General features: G+C 60.2%; 20 protein-coding genes and 1 pseudogene. 11 read left to right on the forward strand and 10 right to left on the reverse strand.

Annotated elements, in window-relative coordinates; translation table 11 throughout:
- The first annotated feature begins 79 nt into the window (after positions 1-79).
- The 3 genes from AC3A6X_RS21385 to AC3A6X_RS21395 all read left to right on the forward strand — a co-directional run bounded on the left by AC3A6X_RS21385 (position 80) and on the right by AC3A6X_RS21395 (position 3471).
- Complete coding sequence (locus AC3A6X_RS21385; RefSeq protein WP_487844097.1) at positions 80-772, forward strand: site-specific integrase; 693 nt, start codon at positions 80-82, stop codon at positions 770-772.
- 399 nt (positions 773-1171) lie between these two features.
- Positions 1172-1621, forward strand: a complete 450-nt coding sequence (locus AC3A6X_RS21390; RefSeq protein WP_487844098.1) for a hypothetical protein — start codon at positions 1172-1174, stop codon at positions 1619-1621.
- The gene (locus AC3A6X_RS21395; RefSeq protein ID WP_487844099.1) at positions 1618-3471 is read left to right on the forward strand and encodes a hypothetical protein; all 1854 of its coding nucleotides are present in this window, start codon (positions 1618-1620) and stop codon (positions 3469-3471) included. The genes AC3A6X_RS21390 and AC3A6X_RS21395 overlap by 4 nt, the downstream gene beginning before the upstream one ends.
- Before the next feature lie 193 nt (positions 3472-3664).
- On the opposite strand, the gene AC3A6X_RS21400 is transcribed toward AC3A6X_RS21395, so the two are convergent.
- The 3 genes from AC3A6X_RS21400 to AC3A6X_RS21410 form a co-directional block, all read right to left on the reverse strand.
- The gene (locus AC3A6X_RS21400) at positions 3665-4192 is read right to left on the reverse strand and encodes a hypothetical protein (RefSeq protein ID WP_487844100.1); all 528 of its coding nucleotides are present in this window, start codon (positions 4190-4192) and stop codon (positions 3665-3667) included.
- Positions 4185-4802, reverse strand: a complete 618-nt coding sequence (locus AC3A6X_RS21405) for a hypothetical protein (RefSeq protein ID WP_487844101.1) — start codon at positions 4800-4802, stop codon at positions 4185-4187. The genes AC3A6X_RS21400 and AC3A6X_RS21405 overlap by 8 nt, the downstream gene beginning before the upstream one ends.
- Before the next feature lie 422 nt (positions 4803-5224).
- Complete coding sequence (locus AC3A6X_RS21410; protein WP_487844102.1) at positions 5225-5815, reverse strand: recombinase family protein; 591 nt, start codon at positions 5813-5815, stop codon at positions 5225-5227.
- A gap of 390 nt (positions 5816-6205) precedes the next feature.
- Between AC3A6X_RS21410 and AC3A6X_RS21415 the strand changes: the two genes are divergently transcribed.
- From AC3A6X_RS21415 to AC3A6X_RS21445, 7 genes and pseudogenes are all read left to right on the forward strand, one after another.
- Positions 6206-7441, forward strand: a complete 1236-nt coding sequence (locus AC3A6X_RS21415; protein ID WP_487844103.1) for a GmrSD restriction endonuclease domain-containing protein — start codon at positions 6206-6208, stop codon at positions 7439-7441.
- Positions 7438-8505: an AAA family ATPase gene (locus tag AC3A6X_RS21420; RefSeq protein ID WP_487844104.1), complete on the forward strand. Its 1068-nt coding sequence runs from the start codon at positions 7438-7440 to the stop codon at positions 8503-8505. The genes AC3A6X_RS21415 and AC3A6X_RS21420 overlap by 4 nt, the downstream gene beginning before the upstream one ends.
- A 2-nt stretch (positions 8506-8507) precedes the next feature.
- Positions 8508-9419, forward strand: coding sequence for a type II toxin-antitoxin system RelE/ParE family toxin (locus AC3A6X_RS21425; protein ID WP_487844105.1), 912 nt, complete (start codon positions 8508-8510; stop codon positions 9417-9419).
- A 332-nt stretch (positions 9420-9751) separates the two neighbouring features.
- Complete coding sequence (locus AC3A6X_RS21430; protein WP_487844106.1) at positions 9752-10138, forward strand: hypothetical protein; 387 nt, start codon at positions 9752-9754, stop codon at positions 10136-10138.
- An 85-nt stretch (positions 10139-10223) separates the two neighbouring features.
- Positions 10224-10487 carry a hypothetical protein gene (locus tag AC3A6X_RS21435; RefSeq protein WP_487844107.1) on the forward strand — a complete coding sequence of 88 codons (264 nt, stop codon included), beginning with the start codon at positions 10224-10226 and terminating at the stop codon, positions 10485-10487.
- Positions 10488-10609: 122 nt separating this feature from the next.
- Complete coding sequence (locus tag AC3A6X_RS21440) at positions 10610-10921, forward strand: aspartyl protease family protein (RefSeq protein ID WP_487844108.1); 312 nt, start codon at positions 10610-10612, stop codon at positions 10919-10921.
- 191 nt (positions 10922-11112) lie between these two features.
- A pseudogene (locus AC3A6X_RS21445) lies at positions 11113-11247 on the forward strand (cyclic pyranopterin monophosphate synthase MoaC); the annotation flags it as partial.
- Positions 11248-11253: 6 nt separating this feature from the next.
- On the opposite strand, the gene AC3A6X_RS21450 reads toward AC3A6X_RS21445, so the two are convergent.
- From AC3A6X_RS21450 to AC3A6X_RS21480, 7 genes are all read right to left on the reverse strand, one after another.
- Positions 11254-12684 (reverse strand): PglL family O-oligosaccharyltransferase, encoded by a 1431-nt coding sequence (locus tag AC3A6X_RS21450; protein ID WP_487844109.1) that lies wholly within the window; start codon positions 12682-12684, stop codon positions 11254-11256.
- Positions 12685-13009: 325 nt separating this feature from the next.
- Positions 13010-13447, reverse strand: a complete 438-nt coding sequence (locus AC3A6X_RS21455) for a type IV pilin protein (RefSeq protein ID WP_487844110.1) — start codon at positions 13445-13447, stop codon at positions 13010-13012.
- 20 nt (positions 13448-13467) lie between these two features.
- The gene (locus AC3A6X_RS21460) at positions 13468-18129 is read right to left on the reverse strand and encodes a pilus assembly protein (protein ID WP_487844111.1); all 4662 of its coding nucleotides are present in this window, start codon (positions 18127-18129) and stop codon (positions 13468-13470) included.
- On the reverse strand, positions 18126-18680 hold the full coding sequence (locus AC3A6X_RS21465; RefSeq protein WP_487844112.1) for a pilus assembly PilX family protein: 555 nt from the start codon (positions 18678-18680) through the stop codon (positions 18126-18128). Before AC3A6X_RS21465 ends, AC3A6X_RS21460 begins: the two co-directional genes overlap by 4 nt.
- A 2-nt stretch (positions 18681-18682) precedes the next feature.
- Positions 18683-19597, reverse strand: coding sequence for a PilW family protein (locus AC3A6X_RS21470; protein ID WP_487844113.1), 915 nt, complete (start codon positions 19595-19597; stop codon positions 18683-18685).
- Positions 19594-20178 (reverse strand): type IV pilus modification protein PilV, encoded by a 585-nt coding sequence (gene pilV, locus AC3A6X_RS21475; protein ID WP_309959658.1) that lies wholly within the window; start codon positions 20176-20178, stop codon positions 19594-19596. Before pilV ends, AC3A6X_RS21470 begins: the two co-directional genes overlap by 4 nt.
- Positions 20179-20188: 10 nt before the next feature.
- Positions 20189-20779 (reverse strand): GspH/FimT family pseudopilin, encoded by a 591-nt coding sequence (locus AC3A6X_RS21480; protein WP_487844114.1) that lies wholly within the window; start codon positions 20777-20779, stop codon positions 20189-20191.
- A 481-nt stretch (positions 20780-21260) separates the two neighbouring features.
- On the opposite strand from AC3A6X_RS21480, the gene AC3A6X_RS21485 reads away from it, so the two are divergent.
- A complete protein-coding gene (locus tag AC3A6X_RS21485) occupies positions 21261-21524 on the forward strand; it encodes a hypothetical protein (RefSeq protein WP_487844115.1) in 264 nt (87 codons plus the stop codon).

Below are 21524 nucleotides of genomic sequence, written 5' to 3' on the forward strand. Positions count from 1 at the left end.
CTGATCAATAATTCGACCGTCCTGCCTGGAGGAGTTTGCGCGGCCACAGGTGGGGGAATTTGAAGTGGCCATCCGGGGCTTGGAGAAGTTGACCCCTACGGTCGTCGCCAACTTTCGCGACGAGCGCTTAAGGACGGTCAAGGCCGGCGCGGTGATCCGCGATCTCTCGTTGCTTTCGAGCGTCATCAACCATGCTCGTCGGGAATGGGGCGCCACCATCGATAACCCCTGCCTGCTCGTGAAGAAGCCGCCTACCCCCGCTGGCCGCACTCGCGTGCTTTCCGCCGACGAAGAAAGGCGATTGCTTGCCGCGGTCGCGCCGATCGGCAGGCGCAATCCCGAAGTGCTGCCGCTTGTGCAGCTTGCATTGCAGACAGCCATGAGGCGGGGGGAACTGCTGGCGCTTCGGTGGAAGCACATCAATCTTGCGGCGCAGACTGCTTATCTGCCAACTTCGAAGAACGGGCAACCGCGTAACGTGCCACTTTCTTGCGCAGCGGTGGCCCTGCTAGGTGCGGTACCTATAAATGAGACCGGACGCGTCTTCAGTATCTCGGCTCAGACGTTGGCTGCAGCGTTCAAAAAGGCCACGACGCGGGCGTCTGTCCCCGGTCTACGTTTCCACGATCTCCGGCATACGGCAACAAGCCGCATGGCTGAAAAGTTGCCGAACGTCATCGAACTGGCGGCAGTCACTGGGCACCAAAGCCTGCAGATGCTGAAGCGCTATTACCACCCGAGCGCGGAGGCCCTTGCCAAGAAGCTCGGTTAGTAGGCTGCCGCCGGTTTCTATGAACCGGTACATGTAATACAGACTAGGTCGCACCTCGCTGCAGCGCAACGCTGTGAGCAGCGCGGCCTTCCTGTATTCGCGTCAAGGTTCCCTTGGCATTCACAGCACCTCAGGTGCTAACGCGTACCTCGCTCCGGCCCACACCTTCGGCCCTGAGCTAGCCGCGTCACCCTTGCCCGCAAGCGATGCCCTAACAGGGCAGGCGCAGCCGTGGGCGACCTTCGAAAGACTCACATGGGAACGAACTCCGCGCCTCAGGCGCCGACTCCCCGCTGGTACGGCAACGCCACTAGCCCCTATACGCCTCTCGACACTCAGAGGCTTCCCCGTCCAGGTCGAATCAATGACTTCTTCCCCATCAGCCCAGGCGTCGTCGGCGTGGTTCTGCAAGACGGGTCGGTTGTGCAGGTTGAAGAGAAGGACTACTTCCTGCTGCAGGAAAGAGGCTGGACTGCTCGTTGGACCGCCCGGAAGGTTACAGGCGACAACCAGTATCCGAGCATCAATCACGGCGACAAGATCAGGCCTCTCGCTCGCGTAATCCTTGACGCACGTAAAGGCGAAACGATCCGCTACCGAAACGGCAACCGCAGCGACCTCACGCGAGGCAACTTGATCCTGAAGGCAAGGGGCGGCAAAGAGATCGGCTTTAGCAACAGGTCTTGCCCTCAGGCTCCAATCCTCTCCAGCGAGGAGCGAGGGCGGATCATGGATCGTGTGGGCGAGGCTGTCGGCTCGGCGACGCCTCAGGACCGCGTCGCGGTGGGACAGGCGGCCGTTCGTGCCGCTTTGCCTGGGCTTCTCATGAGGCGAGGGAGCCAAGCATGAAGCGGGACAGCTTCGACTTTGCGGCCTGCGCCCTTGCCATAAGCTCGGAGCAGTTGCCAGCATCCGAAGTACTGGTGGAGCGTGCTCATGCGAACTGGCTAGCCTTGTTGCGGAGCAATGGCAATCAGCCAAGCCCTGACCATCAGCACGCCGGGCGGCAACTACTACGGGCGATGGTGGACCAGCTTTATGGCATGTACACCGGTCGCTATGCCTACGCCGTGCCGTGCGGTGGCGGCAAGACCCAAGCTGTCGTAGCTCTGCTGACTGCAATGTTCAACCTTAATGTGTTCAGCAGCAAGACGGTACTCGTTGTTGCCCAACAAGTGGACGAGCTTTGCAAAATCAAGCGGAACTTGATCATCGGTGGCGTTCCGGACCGGGCCATAGGCATCGTTCACAGCAAGCTTGATGCAGAGTTCCCGAGCACCGGAGATGAGAAGCGCCCCATCATGCTCGTGACGCACGCTCGTGTTCAGCGGGACGGCTCTTTGCCGGAGTGCTGCCGCAACCGACACGGCATGCTGCATGACCTTGTGATCTGGGACGAAGCATTGATCAGCACAGAAGCAGTGTGCCTGGACCTAGCTTCCACACGTACAGCGCTGGGGCATTTCGCTGGTTTCGAGAATTGCCCCATTGTTGCCGAGGCCCGCGAACGCCTACAGCTCGCATTAAGTCATGAGCGATCAAGGCAGGACGCCGGGCAACCTGCTAGCGAGTTGACGCCACTCATAACGGAGCAGGAAGCGGATCAAATGGAATGCGAGATGCGTGCAGTGGGGTACTTGGACAAGACGGCACTGGCCCTGCGGGAGCAAGCCCTCCAAGGGACTTGGCTCTTGCGAAACTCGTTCAGCCTGATTGAACCCCGTAACGGGAACTCAGCGGGCCTCATGCGCTACACGGTCAAAGTGCCTGACGCGTTGTCGAACATCGTCATCCTTGACGCCTCTCATGCTATCGACGAGCTACGCCAAGCGGACCGCACGATTCGATCGGGCACGACTGAAGCCATGACCAACTTCAAGGACTTCAGCACCGTCACGGCAATTCACTACGCGGTGGCGTCAGGGCGGAGCACCATTAAGGCGGATGGGAAGGCAATTCTTGAGGCAGTGCGGATAGCCAAGGAACTCCGACACGATGAACCCGTGCTCTTCGTTACCTTCAAGGACTGGCATGAACGCCAACTCATTGCGGAATTGCAGGCGGCTGGTGTCCCTGTGGAACTAGGCGAACCTAGCGCCAAGTCTTTGCGACGCGCCATCACTTGGGGCAAGCACACTTCGGACAATTCGTACACGCATTGCAAGCATGTAGTACTCGTCGGGCTGCATCGCTTACCCCTAGTGGCCACAGCCTCCCAACTTGCTGCGCAAATGCGAGACTTGACGCATCGACTGGACAAAGCAGGCTTGCTGAGTCTTGAGCAATCCGTCATTGCTGGCAACGTCATGCAAGCGATGAACCGTGGTTGCATGCGTCTGACGGACGCGGAGGGCATGGCCCATCCGATGACAGTGCATATCATCGCCAAAGATGACCTGCGGCCACTCCTGGGGAAGGTTATGCCCGGCCTCCGCTGGGAGACTGCTGCGGTAAAGGAGCCTACCCGCACCGAAGATGCGGCAAGGCAGATCGTGGAGTACTTGATGACTTTCCCTCAGACCGAGCCGGGCGTCAGCACGCGGCGTCTGTATGCGGACTGCGGCATTCCCCCGGGCAAGGACCTCAGAGCGGCTGCATTGGCTGAGGCGCTGATCCGGCTGTCCGTGCTTTCGATTCGGAATCCGGAGCACCGATGGGCGGCTGTGGACCGGTCCCTGAAGCGCCGGGCCTTGGGGTGAAAATTAAGGGGGGCGGTCTCAATAGGAATCTTTTGAGGCTACCCCACTTAACTCGGCTGCCTCCCTGCTTCAGAGGGCGCCGTAACGGCAACTCGGCGGGACTGTCCTCGCTCCTTTCCGATTAAGCGTCTTCGGCCCGCTCGACGGCAGTTCGGGAGACCGCGCATCTTTCTTATTTGGACCGCTGCCGAGGCTACTTCGCGTTCATCCGCTTGATGAGGTCGTCCATTGCCCGTTCCCGCTCGGCAGAACTCGTTTGCAACTGTTCAACTCCAGCGTCCGCATCGGCGGCTTCTGGCTCCGAGTCCATGGCCTCCCCTTGCCGCTCCTGGCTCGCCGAACGCGGCGCAACCAAAAGCCTGTAGGCGCAGTACATCGCGAACAGGAAGGCCCCCGGCCCTAGAACTAGCGAGTAGTCGCGGCCATAGCTGTCCTGCCAAAGAAATGAACCGACTATCCACGAAGCACTAAGGAAGACCGCGAGCCTGAAGCCATAGTCCGCTTGCCACCAGCTAGCCCGAACTGCGCTCATTCTCCTTGCCGTGGATCGCTTGCTTAGCCAATGTCCGAGCAAGAAGCCTACGACTCCGATTGCGAGTAATAACGCATGCATCATGACGTTCGCTCGCCGGCCGGCCATTGCGTTGATCACGGCATTGCCTACTGCAGCTATGCACCAGAACAGGCATATCGACTTCAGGAGCTTGCCGAACTTATTCATGGGCGCAGCCTCCCAGCGAAGGGCTCACCGCACTCGTGCTGTTGGCAAGCCATCGCGCCGCATCCTTGACGGAAGGAAAGCGCGGTGTTGACTCGCCAGTGTTCTCCCTGCGCACCACGCCGCCAGCAACATACTTGCCGTCGCGGAACAGGTCCCATCCAAACTTGCGCATCATCGTAGGACTGTGAGCACGGACGGGGCAGGCGACGAAGCATTTGAGCGACGCGGGGCGTGCGACATATGAGCCAGCCTCACAGTCCACCGGTACTTCCTCGAACAGTCGGGCCTCCTCAATGCCTACGGCACCTTTCATCTCCGTGCGCGGACGCCTTTGAAGCGCTGGTGGAGCCGGCTTCAGGGCTTGCCACTGTTGCTTGACCGCTTGGCTCCGCACGCACGCGTCCTCGGGGCAGATGAGCAACAGCAACACAGCTCTTTCGAGCCGCACACCGTCGTAGCTGTAGCCCATTACCGCCGCGCCGTCTTTCCTGCGCCGTGCGCGAACCTCAATGGCCATGCCGCGATGACTGAGCATCGCCCTCTCTCGCACTCCGCCACGTTCTTCCGCGACGAGTTGCGCAACGGCTTCCGCTTCAAGCTCCTCGATCATCCTGAACTCCAATCCAAACGCCCAAAGAAAATCGCACCGTGTGCTGCGGGCGCTTTCGAGCTGCAGAACAGAGGTGCGATCAGGAGCGCTTAGCGTCGCAGATCAGCCTGAGTCAATCAATGCTTGGAGTTGCAGAGCGGCAACGCAGGGGCTTGCCAACCCTCCGCCTATGTGCACGCATCTGGTCAGGAAGGCAAGGGGTTGCGGCCTCTCCGGCGCAGGAGAGGATCTCTGTGGCCCCTCAGTAGAGTCGGATCACACGCCCGGCGGTGCGAGCAGGAAAGGCCAATTTCAAAATTGTTCTGTGAACGCGAGAGGGCACCTACGACCAAGCCCTGAGGCGCAGTCCCCCAGCAGGGGGCTTGCGGACGCACTGCGGGGCCCGAGCCTGCGAATCGCGCCCGGCCCCGTTCTGCGCCCTGTTAGACCTGCGCTTGTCCAGCCCGGTCGCGCAGCCGCATGATCGTCTGCCGGCTCGTCTTGAACTCGCGGGCCACGGAGGCCACGGAGAGCCCCGCAGACAGCCTCTCACGCGCAGCAGCAGCCTCGGCCTCGGCAAGGGCCTGCGGGCGCCCCAGCGGCTTACCAGTAGCCTTTGCGCGTGCCAAGCCTGATTGCGTCCGCTCGATGAGTAGGTCCCGTTCGAACTCCGCCACGGCGGCCAGCACGCCCATCGTCATCTTGCCTGCCGCGCTTGTCAGGTCTACGCCGCCTAGAGCGAGGCAGTGAACCCGCACGCCGAGACCGGTGAGCGCCTCTACCGTCGCTCTCACGTCCATAGCGTTACGGCCAAGGCGGTCCAATTTCGTGACCACGAGCACATCGCCTTCCTCCATCCGGTTGAGAAGCTTGGAGAAGCCCTTGCGCTCGGAAGTCGGCACGCTACCTGAGATCGTTTCAGCTTCAACGCGGTTGGGTGCAATGTCGAAACCGGCTGCAGCTATCTCCCTAAGCTGGTTCTCTGTCGTCTGGTCGGCGGTGCTGACGCGGCAGTAGGCGAAGACACGGGGCATATGGACATCCTTGATGTACGAAAAGGAGGTCCGATAGTCTCATGGGTCCGAAATACGGTCAACCCTACCTTACGGACAGTCGTTCAAGGCCTGTCCGAAACCGGTCGATTTCGGACCGGCAAACTCGTCAGTCCAGCTGGAACCGAGCCGCCGCTTATCGGTCGATTGCGAGGTGCGCCGTTCGGAAGCTTCTCGGTTCACAACAATTGCCGAAGCTCCAAGGCTTGCAGGAAGGCAGCCGGGGTAATACCGCACCCGAGCGGAGTCTAGGCGGGCCCGGCGAGGAGTAGCGGGAGAGCAGAACGCTCGCGCCTGATTGATGACCCTACACTGACGCAACCCTGCACCAACGCGAAGAGCACCCGCACACTCCAGCGCAAGAGACCAAGCATGAATGATTTCGACAACAACCCTCCCCCACAGGAGCTCGGGGAAGAGGGAATTCCATCGGGCGTCGAAAGGGACTCATACAGTGAGTCAGAGGAGCCCTTCGATCCGGCATCCATTTCTATCGAACCACGAGTCATTGCAATGGATGCCCTGCTGCGGCGCCTCAGACAAGGAACGATCCGTCTTGCGCCAACGTTTCAACGGAAGTACGTCTGGGACATGGTACGTCAAAGCCAATTGATCGAATCGTTGATGCTTCGCATTCCTCTGCCCATGTTTTACGTCGCTGCAAACGAAGATGGGACATGGGACGTTGTTGACGGTCTCCAGCGTCTAACGACTATAAGGAATTTTATTCTAGGCGGAGATGTCGATCTAAAAGATATCCCAAACTTTCCCCTTACAGGCTTGGAGTTCTGGGGCGAACGTTTCGACGGAAAATACTTCAACGAGATTGAGTCTGAGCCCTCAAACAGTCGGATAGTAAATAACATTCTTGAAACGGAGATGCGCTTTACGGTCATTAACCCCGGGACACCGGAAGAGGTGAAGCGCAACATTTTCAAGCGAATTAACACTGGCGGCATGCCCTTAACACAACAGGAGATTCGGCACGCTCTGTATCAGGGGGCAGCCACCCAATTGCTTGAGAAACTTGTTCAATCGTCCGCCTTTCAGTTGGCGGTGGACTATTCGATTGACGACAGCCGCATGGCCGGAAGGGAGCTAATCCTTCGATTCCTCGCCTTTCACGCAATTGAAAAATCTGCCTTCAATGGTGATATGGACAGGTTCTTGAGTAACGCAATGCGAGCGATAAACCTTATTCCTCATCTCACCGACATCGCACTCACAAAAATATTTAAAGGCGACCGCGCCCCAGCTGTGCGCGTACTCGATCCATCTCTTCTTGAGGAGAAATTCGAGCTCGCCATGCGACGTAGCAACGAGTTTTTCGGCGACTATGCATTTCGAAAAGCCGTAAGCGGCCAGAGAAGAACACCGGTAAACAAGGCACTCTTCGAGGCTTGGTCGAATATCTTCGCCGACCTAAAAGAAGAAAGCTATCTCCACTTACTTGCTAGACGAGAGCTGCTACTCGACGAGTACAAGAAACTACTGCAGTCCGACGATTTCGATCGAGCGATAAGCCGTGATTCATCGTCGATTTTTGGGGTGAGGGAGCGCTATCAGTCGCTCTGGCAACTAGTAGGACGGATTGAGGGTAATCAATGATTAAAAACATCCGCATACGTGGCTTCAAGTCTTTCATTGATGAGCCAATTCCGCTAGGAGCAGTAACGCTCCTTTGCGGCATGAACAACAGCGGCAAGAGCTCCATCATCCAAGCAATCAGAATGTACTGCAATAGCGCAGAAGGGAAGGATCCATTGCTAGCAGGCCACGGCGCAATAGACGAGTTGCGATCCAAACTAGTATTGGCAGGATCTCCAATCGAGATTCATTGCACATTTCAAGACTGTAGCTCCGACCAGCTTATTTTGAACCCTTCCAACTATGCCGCGCCCAGCAGATGCCCGGTCACGCTATTCCTCTCTGCCGAACGATTCGGCCCCCGACCTGCGTTACCGCTGGACGAAGGCTTTAGAAAGATGCCTTCTTTGGGAGAGCATGGAGAGTACGTAATCGGCTTTTTAGAGGCGCTCCGTGCCATCAAGGTTCCTGCAATACTTGGGCACCATGCTTCACAAGGCAGCACGCTAGACTTTCAAGTAGCAGCGTGGCTGACTGAAATTGCTCCCGGCGCAGAACTCTATTTCGAGGTTGACCGAAAAGTTGATTCAGGCCGCGCTCAATTCAATTCATTCCGCGCGACCAACGCAGGCTTTGGTCTAAGCTACTCATTGCCGATAATTGTCGCAATCCTCGGCGCAGCTACGGAAATCAGCGAGCAAAAGTGGGGCACCCCGTGGGATGAGCATTGGGATGCGGCTCGGAAATCGCGCGGCACACTCCTGCTCTTGGAAAACCCGGAAGCGCATTTACATCCTTCAGCCCAAACGGCATTGGGGAAGTTGATTGCGCTCGGTGCGGCGGCTGGTCTTCAAATCATCGTGGAGACGCAAAGTGATCATCTCATGGATGGGGTACGACTGGCGGTGAAGCAAAAGTTGATTGAGTCAAACGAGGTGGTTTTCAACTACCTCTCCCGTTCGGCAGAAGGACAGTCAACTCTTAGCACTCCAACACTAGACGCAAAGGGGAAGCTATCGAGTTGGCCTAGTGGTTTCTTCGACCAAACTCTAAAGAACAGGCTTGAGCTTGCGAAAGATGTTTAGGAATGGATCATAAGTTCGTATGGAATACAAGAAGCTTTTTGGAAGCGTCAGACGAGAACTCCAACCTTCTCCTGCGTGAGGCGCTTCAGGGTCTAATAGCAGTACCGAGTGAAGGCGACACGGCGGCGCTCTTCTTCGAGGGCAGCGAGTCTTTGCTAACTCGGAAGATATCGCCAGGGCGCAAAGTGCAGGATTTCTTGGATTATCTTCAAGCAAACAACGACGTCGACCTAGTTGTGGCGTTCATGGAGATTGAGGATAAGGCTGACGCCGTCTCCCAGCTTACCGACGACGCAGTTTTGAAACTGGCGGAACAGTCGTTTTACTTTTCAGATTTGGGATACTCGGGTAGCGTCGACTGTCTAGCGCTAGCGGTTCACGTCGACGGCGTGCTATTCGGAGTTCAGTCAAATGATTTTTGGCGATCCCGCGAACTGCAATATTCAGTGCATCCGCCACCCGAACACAATGCAGAACCACTGGTCATTTTTTCAGTCGCATGTTTGGGGGATGGAGAGGCGCTAAAAGCGGAATATCTTCAATCGCTTGGCGAAGTTGAATTATCTGAATTGCTGCCAACATGCTCAATTTCCGAGAGGTTGGCTGACTGGATCAAAGAGATTACCCCTGAAAATAGGGCCATCGTTCGACGAAAGCTACAACTCGCGTATCGCCGAAGTTTTCAAGGTGGCGAACCTCTTTTCAAGACCCTCAACGACGCTGAAGGCATGCGAGAAATAAGGTTTGACGCCATGTCCGGGGGTGCCGTTCGAATATTGTTCGGAGCACTGCCTGACGGCACATATGCGCTACTAGTCGGTTGGATAAAAAAGGCGAAAAGTGAAGGCTATGAAGAAAACATAAACGCGGCACTTCCGCTATGGAAGGCGTTCAAAGCCGAAAGAGAAGAGTAGCCAAGTCGCTCAGTGTACTTCTGCCAGATGCGCGAAAGGGCACGCCTGGCAAAACCCTGCAGCCCTGGTCAGACGCAAAAAGTAGGCCGTCGAAGGGCCGCCCCTCGGTAGCAAAGACCGCATGCGCTGTCGGGATGTGTGAATTGTCCGTGAACCCCGCGATGGGAGTAACTACAGAAACGCTAGGGGAAACGCACCGCTTGCGCTATAAACATAGTTCAGCGTTTATAGCTTGACTATTTTCTATGACAACAGCGAAGCAACCGGCTCACGATCCACTAGAGTGGTTTCCTGCTGCCCAGGCGGCACGCTTGTCGGGGCTTACGCGGCCAATGGTCGATTACCTGTGCCGAGAACGCATCGTGACCCCGTCGTGCAACTGCCGTAGAGGGCACGGCACGCCTCGCCACTACTCCTTTGGCGATGTTGTTGCGCTTCGCCTTGTCGCACGCCTGTCGAAGGCTGGCGTGTCGTCGTTGAGATTGCGGAAGGGACTGGAGCGGTTGAGGCAATTTCACCCGTACATAACCCTCTCTTCACTACCGGCAAGCCACGTCGTCACCGACGGCAAGGACATCTTTCTACGGGGAGCTGGCGACGCGTTGGAGCGGGCCACCGATGGTCAGTATGCGTTCGCTTTCGTAATTGAGCTGGAACAGCTTCGTCGCGAAGTGGTCCAGAAGATGACCCCACTGCAACGTAAAGTCGCCAACGGCTGACGGAAGGCCTCGTTATGGAGCGTAGAAAAGAGTAAAACGAACCCGTCGGCTCCAGACGGTTTCGGCTCACTTGGATGACCTTCACATGATCGCAAACCTGCACCCACAACAGCCCAGTCGAGAGCTCGAACTTTACGAGGCAGAGCTACCGCGCTTGCTGCGTCAGCACGAAGGGGAGTACGTCGTGATCCGGGGTGAACAACTGCTGAAATACTTCAAGGGTTACAACGATGCGCTTGCTTGGGCCTATGAACAGTTCGGCTTAGAGCCGTTTTTTGTCAAACGAGTTACTCCCACTGAACAACATACGGTCCATTTCACTCGCGATTTGGGGCCGTGCCGTTCATAGAGTTAGACGCTCGTAGCAACGGGCTGCTCGTCGAAGTAACGATTTGGCCGAGCGCACCCAGAAGGGCCGCTCTCTATCGGCAGGGGCTTCCGATCCCTGCCAAGCTCGGAGCTACCCTAGTGGTGGACACTGGGGCAGACAGCACCATGATCTCCGATCAAATCGTGCGGTCGCTAGGGTTGCAAGCGACGAGCCAGACCCGAGTTCTTACGTCTTCTTCGCGTGGAATCGGCGAGCCATGCGACGTCTTCGACATTGAACTAGAAATTCTCAATCGAACAGGAAACCCAGCGTGGCGCATCCAGCCGCTCGAAGTTCTTGCAAGACCATTGCTCAATCAAGCCACTGATGGGATGTTAGGTCGCGATGTATTGAGTCGCGGCATTCTTGAGTACGACGGCCCCCGCAAGATCTTCCGCTTAACCTACAGCTGATTGGGCGTGGTAAGGGGGATATCCAGTCAAGTGCTTCCGAACCTTGCTCGCCCAGCCGCTTGGCGGTAGGCTGCGCACGCTGGCGACAGAATTCGCTGTCCCAGTTTTGTCCCACTGCGTGGGTAAGAACAGAGCTTTCGTGTTGGTGTTGACGGCGGTGGCGAAGCTAAGTCCTTGATTTTCAAGGACACAAGGTGGCGCTGCTGACCATCTACGACATGTGCAAGGCGGTGGATCGGGGGATGACGATCACCGGCGTGCATGTGCGCGAGAAGCATGGCGGCAAGTCGGGGAGCTACACCGCGGCCCCGCCCGCCAAGGGCTGAAGCACGCTACTCCGACGGATCGTCCGTCGGCTCGTGGTCGAGCCAGCGCGCGTAGTCGCGCGGGAAGGCGATTCTGAAGCGCGTGGCCTGGTCGAAGGCCTCTTCGTCGCGGCCCAGCAGTGTGGCGCTTTCGATGAGCTTGACGATCACGCGCGGCTCCGGCGAGAAATGAAGAAGGCGCTGCGCCAGCGCATGCACCTCCGCTGCGTTGGCCCGGTCGGCCGTCGTGAGCGCGAGCTCTGCGAACTTCACCTGATTGGCGAAGAGCCAGGAATCCTGCACCTTGGCCAGCGTGTCGTCGCGCCAGGCCGGCAGGCGGTCTTGGCGGGCGAGATAGAGCTGGCTGATGCGGGTGTAGTCCCAGGCGGCGTAGGCGACGATGGCCATCAGGGCGAGGGCGGCGGCCAGGGAGGGTGCGAAGGCCGGACGGCCTTCCGGGGCTGGAGCCGCTTTGCTTGGTGACGAGGGCCACAGGAAACCCAGGCAGAGGCCGAAGACGAGCTGGAAGGGCCCGTACCAGAGCGGATATTCGAGCAGGCTGTGAAGCACGATCACGCCCAGCAGACCCCAGGCCATCAGCCGTGCCGGATCGGTCTCGCGCCAGGGCCGTGCGGCCAGTACCAGCCAGCCGAAACCGCCGCAGATCAGCAGCGCCGCCGGAATGCCCAGCTCGACCGCGAGGTGCAAGGGCAGGTTGTGTGCGTTGTCCAGGATCTCGGTGAAACGCGGGCCCTGGTACAGCGTGCTGTAGTGGGCGAAGCTGAGCTCGCCCCAGCCCCAGCCCGTCCAGGGGTGTTGGGCGATCAGGTCGAGAACGTTCGCCCAGAGCACGAGGCGGCTGTGGGCGTCGGGCGTGCCCTCGCGCAGGCGATGCATCATGCCTTCGACGCCGGAGCCTGCGAGCAGGGGGAGCAGCCAGGCGGCGAAGAAGTAGGCGGGGATGAGGGCGAGGAGCGCCCAGGGCGGTGGCAGGCGGGTGCTCGCCGGGTCTTCCTGGCGGGGATGTCTTTCGCGCCAGGCGAGGCAGGTGGAGATGCCGCTGATCAGCAACAGCTGGAGCAGCCCGGTGCGCGAGGTCGAGGCGGCGAGGGCGACCAGCAGCAGGGCTGCGGCGGGGATCAGCGCGAGGCGGGCGCGGTGGCCGGCGTTGCCGTGCAGCCAGAGCGCTGCGATGAGGGCCATGCTGATCAGGGTGGCGAACTGATTGCGCTGGCGGAGGTTGCCGTAGGCCTGGCCGAGGTCGGGGGTGGTGGTCCAGGGGACGAGGGGGGCGGCGAGGCCGTAGTACTGGAGGAGGCCGAGGAGGGCGCTGAGGAGGCCGGCGGTGAGGAGGCCACACGCGATGGCGGTCAGCCGGGCATCGGTCCCCGGGCGAGAGAGGCCGGCACCTACGCCCGCAGCGACAGCAATGACGCCCAGCCCTGCGCAGGCCGGCAACCACGCTCCGAGTTCGCTGTGGTGGATCAGGGCGATGGCAGTGACTCCCGCAGCCAGCCACAGAAGCAGGACGCGTCGGGGCCATCGCGCCGGTACCCACAGCAGAAGCACCGCCACGCAGGCCCCTGAAGCAAGCAGTTGCCAGGCGCTTGCTGAAGGCCCGGCAGCAAATGGGAACAAAAAGGGCGTGGCGACGGGCAAGGCCCCGAGCAATATCAGTGCCTTCGCGTGCGTCTCAGCCGCTGCGGAGCTATCGGAAACTGCCCGGTAGACGATCATCTGCCGGCATTGTGCCGGCCTGTCCGCAAGCTGTGCTCGCGCAACCTCAGTTGAGACACCTCGAGCCGGTGCCGCTGTAGGCCAATGCACCCGTATTGGTCTTGGTATATGAACCGCACGCATCTCCGTTCAGGGGGCCTGTGGTCGTCGGCGCTGCGGTGATGGTGTAGCCCGCGCCTCCGTTCGTTATCGTGAGGGCGATGGTGTACCGCGTGGTGGTTCCCGCGGGCACGCCCGTGAAGATGCCGGAGAACACCGTGTTCTGGGTGTTCGCCGCGTTGTTGCTGTAGCGATTGTTCTCCGTATAGAAGCGTTCCAGCCAGCCCTCCGCTCTCAGCACCTCTGCCCGCGCCTCGGCCCGCTGGGATCGCCGGATGTACTCCCGATAAGACGGGATCGCGATCGCCGCGAGGATCGCAACCACTGCCACGACAATCATCAGCTCGATCAGCGTGAAGCCTTTCGGCAGCTTCCGACTTTTCATACACGCGTTCATTTGCAACCTCAGCGATTCCGGAAGATTTCGCGCCAGGTCAGGCGCCCGCTCGTACAGGCGCCGCAGCGTTCCACCGTCTTGAGCGTGCCGTCGCCGGCAGAGATGATCGAGCGGAAGAGGCAAAGACCCTGACAGAGGGGCGGAGGGCTACCGCCACCGCCGCCACCACTACCTCCGCCGGATGACGCGGGCACCCGGAACTGCCCGCCGCCCGAACCTTCGAAGTAGTTCAGGTTGCTCATGCCGATGGCACCGGTCGTGGTCACGCCGGGCACCGCCTGGTCGATCGCCGTTCCCGTGATCGGATTGAGCACCATGTCGAACGAGGTGCCGTCGTAGCGGCAGCCATCGGAAGTGGACGAGGGCGCGAGCGAGCGAACGTTGACCCGGGCCGTGTCTTCCGCGAACGGATTGAAGATGACGCCTTCCGAACTCACCGGAAGATTCGCATACCAGCCGAGCTTTCCAGAGGCATAAGAGACGGGGTTGCTCGTGATGTACCGAACACCGTCGGTAAAGGAGATGGTCTGCTGCACGAGGTCCGTCTTGCCGGTCGTCAGGGTCGATGTCGTCCCGGGCTTGTCGTAGATGGCGTACATCGTGTTGGTGTAGACGGACGACATCGGGTAGTCGGTGCTCTCCAGCGACTTGCCGGTCGCGAAGAACAACTGGTAGCCGCCCGACGGATGCGGGAAGGGCACGATCGGCGTCGTGATGGGCTGCGGCACCGTCGTCGTGCCGACGACAGTGGTCGCCTTGTAGAGCGGAACGCCCACGCCTGCGGTCGTGTTGAACACCTTCCAATTGGCCGGATCGGCGCTGCTGACGTCGAACTTCCAGACATTGCCCTTCAGGTCGCCCGCGTAAATGCGATCGATGGTGCCATCGTTGTTCGTGTCGATGGCGGTGGGAGACGCCAGCCCGTTGTCGGCACCGTCGCCGGTGACCACAGGCGTCAGGATCTTGATGTATTGCGTTCCGGCGGTCCAGGTGGTCGATGAAGCCGAGGTAGGGCCATCCGCAAAGATGATGAACAGCGCCGCCCTGCCACTCGTGCTGTTGTAGCCGTTCCCATAGATGGCGGCCCACTTGCCATTGGCCATGTAGCCCGTCTGGAAAGGTTGTCCGTTCGAGCGGCCATTGGAGCGGCCCGTGATGTAGCCCATGTCGCTGTCCGCGGCCTCGGTGAACTCCCACTTGACCACGTCGCTCGGGCTCGCCTCGGACACCAGGTGGGGCTTGGTCACGTCGAGCGCGTAGACGCCCCGTGCGCCGCGGCCGAACGCGCCGAAGAGGTAGGTCGACCACGTCGTCCCCAGCTTGATGTCGGCCGCCATCACGCTGCCGTCCACGGTCAGGCGGTTCGTGCTCTCGCCCAGGTTGAAGTCCTTGGCCGTGATGGCCGCAAGCTTCGAATAGGGCGCCGCCGTGCTGGTCGTATACATGGCGCGCGGAACGTAGGCAAAGAGCTCCCGGCCGGTGGCGCCATCGAATGCATGCAGCATGCCGTCGTTGGCACCCACGAAGACCGCCGTCCGGGCGTTGCCGCCGTTCGCGGTGGTGATGGTGGTTCGGAAGTCCCCATAGCCACCGCCGTATTGCGCGTTGGTATAGCCGGCCGACGGCGGGCCAACGTACCACGGCGTCGAGTTGATGATGGCGCCGAGCACGGTCGTAGGCCGGATTCGCAACCCGCCAAGCGTTGTCTCCTTGCTGCTGTCGCCCCGCAGCCAGTTCAGCCGATTGGTGCCGGCAGTGATACCCGCAGTGATCAGAGGATCGAGCGCGACGCCAGTGGACGGATTCGTGCTCAGTGCTGTCTTCTGAGCCGTGGACAGATTGGCCCAGCGGAAAGCAATGGGTGCGGTGGCGGAAAGCGAGAGAACCTTGCGCGTGGTGTCCCAGCCGGAACCGCCGGTGTCCACCGTCAGGCGCGCACCCGCATCCCAATCGGACGTGGTGCTGACGGTTCCGTCGCTGGCAAAGCTGTAGCGCAGGAACTGGCCGCTGGCGTCCGCGTCGACGTCGTCGCCGACCACCTTGGCCTTGATGCTGTGCGTGCTGGAATACACATAGCCGCCAGCCTGGGTGCGTGATGTGGTCGCGGCCGCGGGCGCCGCACCGCCTGCGCGCAGGATGGTCGAGAAAATGTTGTTCAGCGAGCGTTCGAGCTCGGCGGGGTCGATGGCATAGAAGTAGTTGTCAGGAACGCCATCGCTCCCCACGGAACCATCGGACTTCTTTGCATCCCATGCGGCGGTCGGCAAGACCGAGCCGGAGGTGTAGCTGGGCGCCACCGTGCGGTCGAACCCTCCGTACTTGGCGGCATACCACATCGGGTCTTGCAGCGCCTCGCCCGTAACACCCGTCATGCCGTACACGGCCGTGGTCTTCGCCTGCTGGGAGTTGCAGTTGTTGCAACCGCCGGTCGCGTTGACGTTGGCAGCAGGCGTGACCAGTCCACCAATGCTCACAGGGTCGGTGAAATTGGCGTCGTTGATCCCGGAGTGGAAGTGGACGCCGTCCTTGCCGTTGGTGCCGGCAATCGCATAGCCAAAGCCCAGGACGTAGGGCGTCGACTGGAAGGCTGCATAGGTGCTGACGCTGATGTTGCCGCTCGCGCTGACCGAGTATTCGAGGGTGCCCCACATATCCTGGTCGTAGTCGCCGCCTTGTTCGGAGTCTTCCCACTGCACGATGAACTTGCCGTAAGTGGGCGTCTGCGAAACGACCCGGAAATCGACCAGCGCGCCGCCGCCCCCCGTCCCGGAGAACAGCCGCATGGCCGGTTGAATGACGACGTACTTGCCTGCCTGATTAGGCACCGGAACCTTGATACGGGGCGTCGAAGTCGCCAGCGCGACGCCATAGGTATCCACCTTGAAGGCTCGCGTGTTGGAGGTGGGCGCGGTGATGTCCGTCCTGATGCGATTGGTATGCGCATACTGTGCGGCGCCAGCCATCTTGAAGCCGCCGTAGCCCGTCGGCGCCTCTGGACAAATCCCGGCGCTGGTTGCGAGCGCACTCATGGACTTGTCGTTGCACAGATTGTTGGTGTCCGTAGCCGTCCGGCCGATCGACCATTTCTTGCCGGTCGCGTAGAGACCTTCCGCAGTGCCGATGTCGTTCGTCCGCGAGGTGACGATGGCGTCCGTCAGCCCGGCGACGCCATTTGCGCTGGCCCACTGATCGTTGTCGTAGGAGCTGACGCTGGCGTTGAAATTGATCACGCTCGAGCGCCGGCAGGTGCGATCGCCGAATGAAGCGACGGTCGATGAGGCAAAAGGGTCGGACCAGGTAGCGACCGTCAAACCCAGCGCGGCATCCTTGCCCCCGGTGGTATTGAAGGCCGTGGTCGCCGCCGATGCGCCTGCCAGGTAGCGAAGAGACTCGAGATACATCTCGCCGATCGGATTGCCCCAGCTTCCGCACCGCCCTTCCGTCAGGCCGATCAAGCCGAAATTGCAGTTGTCGACGGAACCACTCGTGTACGTTCCATCCTCGTAGTCATAGCCGTAGATCCGTAGCTTGTTCATCGTCGAGACGATGCCATCGACCGCGTTGAACTGCCCGGTGTCGATGTTCACCTCGGGCGCAAAGGACGAAGCGTTCTTGCGCAGCACCCCGCCGGAGATGTTCTTGGTGTAGCTCCCCGTGATCAAGCCGAATGCGGCTTCGTTGCGCTCGCCGTACTTCTGCAGCAAGCCGACCGGCTTGTACACCCCCGACGGATAGAGCTTGCAGCGGCTGCCTTCGTCGGTGGTGAACGAGGCAACACCCGTCGCCGCGCCGTCGAGCCCGGTCTTGCAGACTTCGACCCTGAGCGTGTAGGTGCCCTTCGCCAGGCCCGTTCCGAGGCCATAGGTCGCGCGGGATGGGTTGCTGCCGGCCGCGCTCAGGCCCGTGATGGTGGAGTTGTTGCCGTTACTCGCGCCCTTGTCTTCCGACCAGTAGCACTGCCAACGCTCATTCGAGTTCCACAACGAGAAGTTGCCGTTCGCGACCAGCATGGCCGGCGGGCCAACGGGGTCGTGCGAGTAACGGTTCGTCGAGCCGTTGCGGAACGTGGCATTGCAAATCGTGATCTCGTTGGTTCCCGAGAACGGGGTCAGCTGCGCGATGTCGGTATTGTTGTAGTACTTCGCGAACGCGTGGGCATCGGTCGGCAGATGCGCGCGCTCGAGCACGGTCGATGTGTCGCTGTCCGTGCTTCGCATGCCGCCGTAGAGGATGCGTCGAACCACGTCCATCCGGGTCATCGTTGCCCAGTTCAGGAAGTTGCCGCTCCACTCGTTGACGGTGGCGCCGCCGTAATTGCAGTAGCGCGTTGTCGAATTTACTTTCCGCGAGGGCACATAGGTGTTGGCCGCGGTGCTGTACGTGTAGCAGCGTTCGCTGTCGAAGTAGCCGTAATAGCTGTAGGCATGGCTGTATTGCGTCTCGATCGTTCCATCGCCGTCGAGGTCGGAGAACTCGTTATAGGCCTTGTAGGAAAGCTGATGGTCGCGCGACAGGTTGAGCATCACCATTGGAGAGCCCTTGGTCTCCGTGAGATACGGGGGCAGCGGCGTGAGATTGACCGCCTGCGTCGACGTTGCGATCAGGCTGCTTACTGCGAGCAGAAGAGCGCCGATCCAGCGGCTCAACGACTGAAAGTTCCGAGCCATCATTTCAATGCCTTCACAGAGGTTTGCAGCATGACTTGGGTCGAGCTGTTGGCGCCGTAGCCGACGGCAGTCACGCGGTAGATAAAGGTTTCACCGAGCTTGAAGTACTCGATGAGGTATTGGGGCTGCTGCGAGACCACGGGCAAGGCGGTGGCTCCGGTATAGGTTCCGTAGCTTGCCGCTCGGCCGGAGGTCGTCCAGTTGGCCTTGGTCTCCCAGACGGGCGCCGTGCTATTGGGCAGGCACAGGCCCAGCGCGCAGGTCGCGGCAAAAATGTCCGCCGTTTCCGGGGAGATGGGCGTGCTCCGGCAATTGGCGGCTACGCACGAGCCGTTGATGTCCTTCTCGGCATCTCGCAGCGCGGACTCCGCGGCCTGGAAGGCCAAGGTGCGGTCGGCTTCATTGCCGGCGATGCGCGCAGAGAAGGTCGAGCTTTGAATGGCCGTCACGCCGATCACGCTCAGGATGACCAGGAAGATCATGACAATGAAGAGCGAGATGCCGCGCTGGCTCGACGGGCCGCCGACGCAGGGGCGAATCGAAGGGCTTGGCATGTTCATAGCGTGGCGGTGTTTCGCAGCGCGACCGTGGTACGAAGGGTGCGATAGCTTTCGGATGGGCCGGCAGTGATGGCCGTGTCATAGCAATCGGTGAATTGGGTGGTGGTGTCGTTGCCCGATGCCTGCACCGTTCTCGCCAGCACGCACAACTCGATCGCCGCAACATCCTTCCATGCAGCGGCCGTCGTGGGGGGCGTGGTGCTGAGCTTGCCGGCCGCGGAGATGTAGCCGACGTAGATCTGCTCGATGCCCGGGACCAGCGGCTGTACTTGCAGGGCGACGGTGCCGAGGACGCCGTCGATAACAGCTGTGCTGTCAGAAACGCAGCTCAACTGTCCCATCGACTTGGTGCCGGAGGGTGTTTGAGCCGTCACGTACGAAACGAAAAAATAGGAACGGACCTCGTAGGTCTGGACACCGCTCACCTGCTTGCTGGCCGCTGCTTCGTTGGTGCAGCCATAGCCTTGCTGCTTGCCGGTCGACGAAGCGTACTGGTCCGTCTCGTAGCGGGAGAAGATGGAAGCGGACTGCCGCTCCCCCGTCGGAGTTGCGGTGCGGCACGCAAGGTTGGCAAGCGTCGTCGGCGCAGTCGCATTGGTGTAGCCGAATTCGCAACCCGCCAGCTTGTCTTCCAGCGGCAGTTGGGGCCCCGGCGCCGTGGGATCCACCATGGCAAACCCGGAGCTCTGGATGTATTTGGTGAGCAGGTCCAGCGCAAAGCGGCCGTTCTCTTCCATCTGCGAGTTTTCGGAGACGGCGTTGTAGGACTGCTTGGAGTACAGGTAGACGGACGAGGCGATGATGACCAGGACCAATCCGATCGTGACGCCGACCATCAGTTCGATCAGCGTGACGCCGCGGTTGCGGCCGCGAGGGGAGCGAGGGGTTGGCATGAGCGGAGCCTTGATCAAGGGATGATCGTGAAGCGACGGCAGCGCACACCAGCCGGAGCCGATGCGGTATCGGGGCAGCAGTTGCGCCAGTTCAGCCCTGTGGTGGTCGCATTGCAGGTCAACGATGTGTCCGGCGTGCCATCGGCTTTCAAAAAGTCCTTGTCGAAGTACAGCGCCGTGATGACGAACCCGTCCGTAATGGTCCCGGTGATCTGCATAGAGCCCTGAGGCAATGAGGCTTGCGCTTTCTGCAGCAGATCGGCGAGGTCGTCGGCAGCGACCTGCGCGGCCGTGCAGGCTGTCGTGGAGGTGCGGCAGTTCAACTTGGTCAAAGTCGCCGCTTTGCCTGTCGTGTAGTTGGCCGTGTATTGATAGTCGGCGTCGACCGCCTTGGGATTCGCTCGCACGCGCTCGCCGAAGTTGCCGGTGAATTCGGCGACACGGTGGGTAGACCATGCCGATTTCTGGAACCCCAGGGCGCCGGCTTGCAGACCCGCGAGACCGAGCAGTCCGAACGACATGATGAGGATGGAAACAAGCGCCTCGATCAGCGTGGCGCCCTGTTGGGATCTGGAGCGGTGCGGGATGCTCATGGCCATGTCCAAATTCCTAGAAGTCGGGGCAGCTCGTCACGGTGTAGGCAGCGACGCGAACGCGACCGGCCTTGCTGACGCAGACCGTTCGCCCGAAGCGGGCTTGATAGGCGGAATCCGACGATTTGGCGTAGATCTTGAAAGACAGCGCCGTGCGGGCGAACCCTGCGCTGCCGAAGATCACCTTGCTGGCGGCGGCAGAGCTGTCGAAGCCCGTTTGAGCATCGCCCGGATCCACGGCCGCGATGGTCTTGAGCAAGACCTCCGTGGCGTCGCGATCACCATTGCCGTTCTCATCCACAAAAGCCTGGATGTCGAGGGTGTTCCAGCCGGTCTGGGAAACGCATGCGATGGTGCTGGAGTTCTTCGGGCAGATCACCACGTCCTGGTTCCGGACGATGGCCTCGCTTCGTGCGTAGTTGACCAAGCCGATGAAGCCATTGACGTTCGTGGAGAGTCGATTGCCCACCAAGAAGTCGCTCATGCCGGGTAGTGCCAAAGTAAGCAGCAAGCCCAGAACCACGATCGTCACAAGAAGCTCGACCAAGGTGAATCCTCCGGCGTGGCCAGACGAGCGGCTGTGGGCGAGCGAGGATTCGACAGACATGTGACGAATTGTCACGAGCCCTGGAGAATTCGATGCGCCGTTCGGCCGCTGCGTGAGGCCGCTCGTCGGCCTTTGTGACTGGAAATGCCTTTGTGCTGCCCCCGGCTGCGTACACCTTGGACTTGCCGTGGCTTCAACGACGTTGACCGGACGGACGAAGAGGTGCTACGCAGGGAACGCAAATCACTGGCTTCCCTTGAAGCGATGCCGCGATGGAGAGCTGGGGGAACTGGGGGAGCTGGGGAGCTGTGCAAGCGGACGCATCGAGAATTTTGCCCAGGGACTGCGACCCAACAGGGGGTGTCTTCGCCTATTTCTTCAAAGACGCGACTATGCTTGCGCCATCTGCAAAGAGCGGCCAGTCTGCTCTCCGCCAGCGCGCCGGCATCGGACTCGCTGAATATTTCGACGCTCAGGTTAGTACTAAATCATGCTTGGAAAATGGTTCGATGCCACAGAGGCAAAGAAGTTTGGCACGGAGATGGCCCTGCTGATCAGTCAGAGGACACTCAACGAGGCACAAAAGCAAACGCAGGCCAAGTTGAGTAGAAAGCATGAAAAGAGGCACGACGCAGCGTTCAATCTGGTGGAAAAAAAGCTGGAGGAGTTCAAAAAGAACCATCGGCTCAACATCTACACGAAGGCGCAGCTTGGTAGCGCATTCAAATTCACTCTGCTCGACAACGGCTACGACGAGGAGTTCTCCGAGAAGACGACAACGTGGCTTCTTCTCAAGTGCAAATAG

This window comes from Variovorax sp. Soil_C_12 (assembly GCF_057657375.1).

Excerpts from the sequence above, each read along its gene's own strand:
- AC3A6X_RS21395 (WP_487844099.1), top strand. The coding sequence starts at position 1,618 with ATGAAGCGGGACAGCTTCGACTTTGCGGCCTGCGCCCTTGCCATAAGC.
- AC3A6X_RS21400 (WP_487844100.1), bottom strand. The coding sequence starts at position 4,192 with ATGAATAAGTTCGGCAAGCTCCTGAAGTCGATATGCCTGTTCTGGTGC.
- AC3A6X_RS21405 (WP_487844101.1), bottom strand. The coding sequence starts at position 4,802 with ATGATCGAGGAGCTTGAAGCGGAAGCCGTTGCGCAACTCGTCGCGGAA.
- AC3A6X_RS21410 (WP_487844102.1), bottom strand. The coding sequence starts at position 5,815 with ATGCCCCGTGTCTTCGCCTACTGCCGCGTCAGCACCGCCGACCAGACG.
- AC3A6X_RS21415 (WP_487844103.1), top strand. The coding sequence starts at position 6,206 with ATGAATGATTTCGACAACAACCCTCCCCCACAGGAGCTCGGGGAAGAG.
- AC3A6X_RS21420 (WP_487844104.1), top strand. The coding sequence starts at position 7,438 with ATGATTAAAAACATCCGCATACGTGGCTTCAAGTCTTTCATTGATGAG.
- AC3A6X_RS21425 (WP_487844105.1), top strand. The coding sequence starts at position 8,508 with ATGGATCATAAGTTCGTATGGAATACAAGAAGCTTTTTGGAAGCGTCA.
- AC3A6X_RS21430 (WP_487844106.1), top strand. The coding sequence starts at position 9,752 with ATGGTCGATTACCTGTGCCGAGAACGCATCGTGACCCCGTCGTGCAAC.
- AC3A6X_RS21435 (WP_487844107.1), top strand. The coding sequence starts at position 10,224 with ATGATCGCAAACCTGCACCCACAACAGCCCAGTCGAGAGCTCGAACTT.
- AC3A6X_RS21455 (WP_487844110.1), bottom strand. The coding sequence starts at position 13,447 with ATGAAAAGTCGGAAGCTGCCGAAAGGCTTCACGCTGATCGAGCTGATG.
- AC3A6X_RS21460 (WP_487844111.1), bottom strand. The coding sequence starts at position 18,129 with ATGATGGCTCGGAACTTTCAGTCGTTGAGCCGCTGGATCGGCGCTCTT.
- AC3A6X_RS21465 (WP_487844112.1), bottom strand. The coding sequence starts at position 18,680 with ATGCCAAGCCCTTCGATTCGCCCCTGCGTCGGCGGCCCGTCGAGCCAG.
- pilV (WP_309959658.1), bottom strand. The coding sequence starts at position 20,178 with ATGGCCATGAGCATCCCGCACCGCTCCAGATCCCAACAGGGCGCCACG.
- AC3A6X_RS21480 (WP_487844114.1), bottom strand. The coding sequence starts at position 20,779 with ATGTCTGTCGAATCCTCGCTCGCCCACAGCCGCTCGTCTGGCCACGCC.
- AC3A6X_RS21485 (WP_487844115.1), top strand. The coding sequence starts at position 21,261 with ATGGCCCTGCTGATCAGTCAGAGGACACTCAACGAGGCACAAAAGCAA.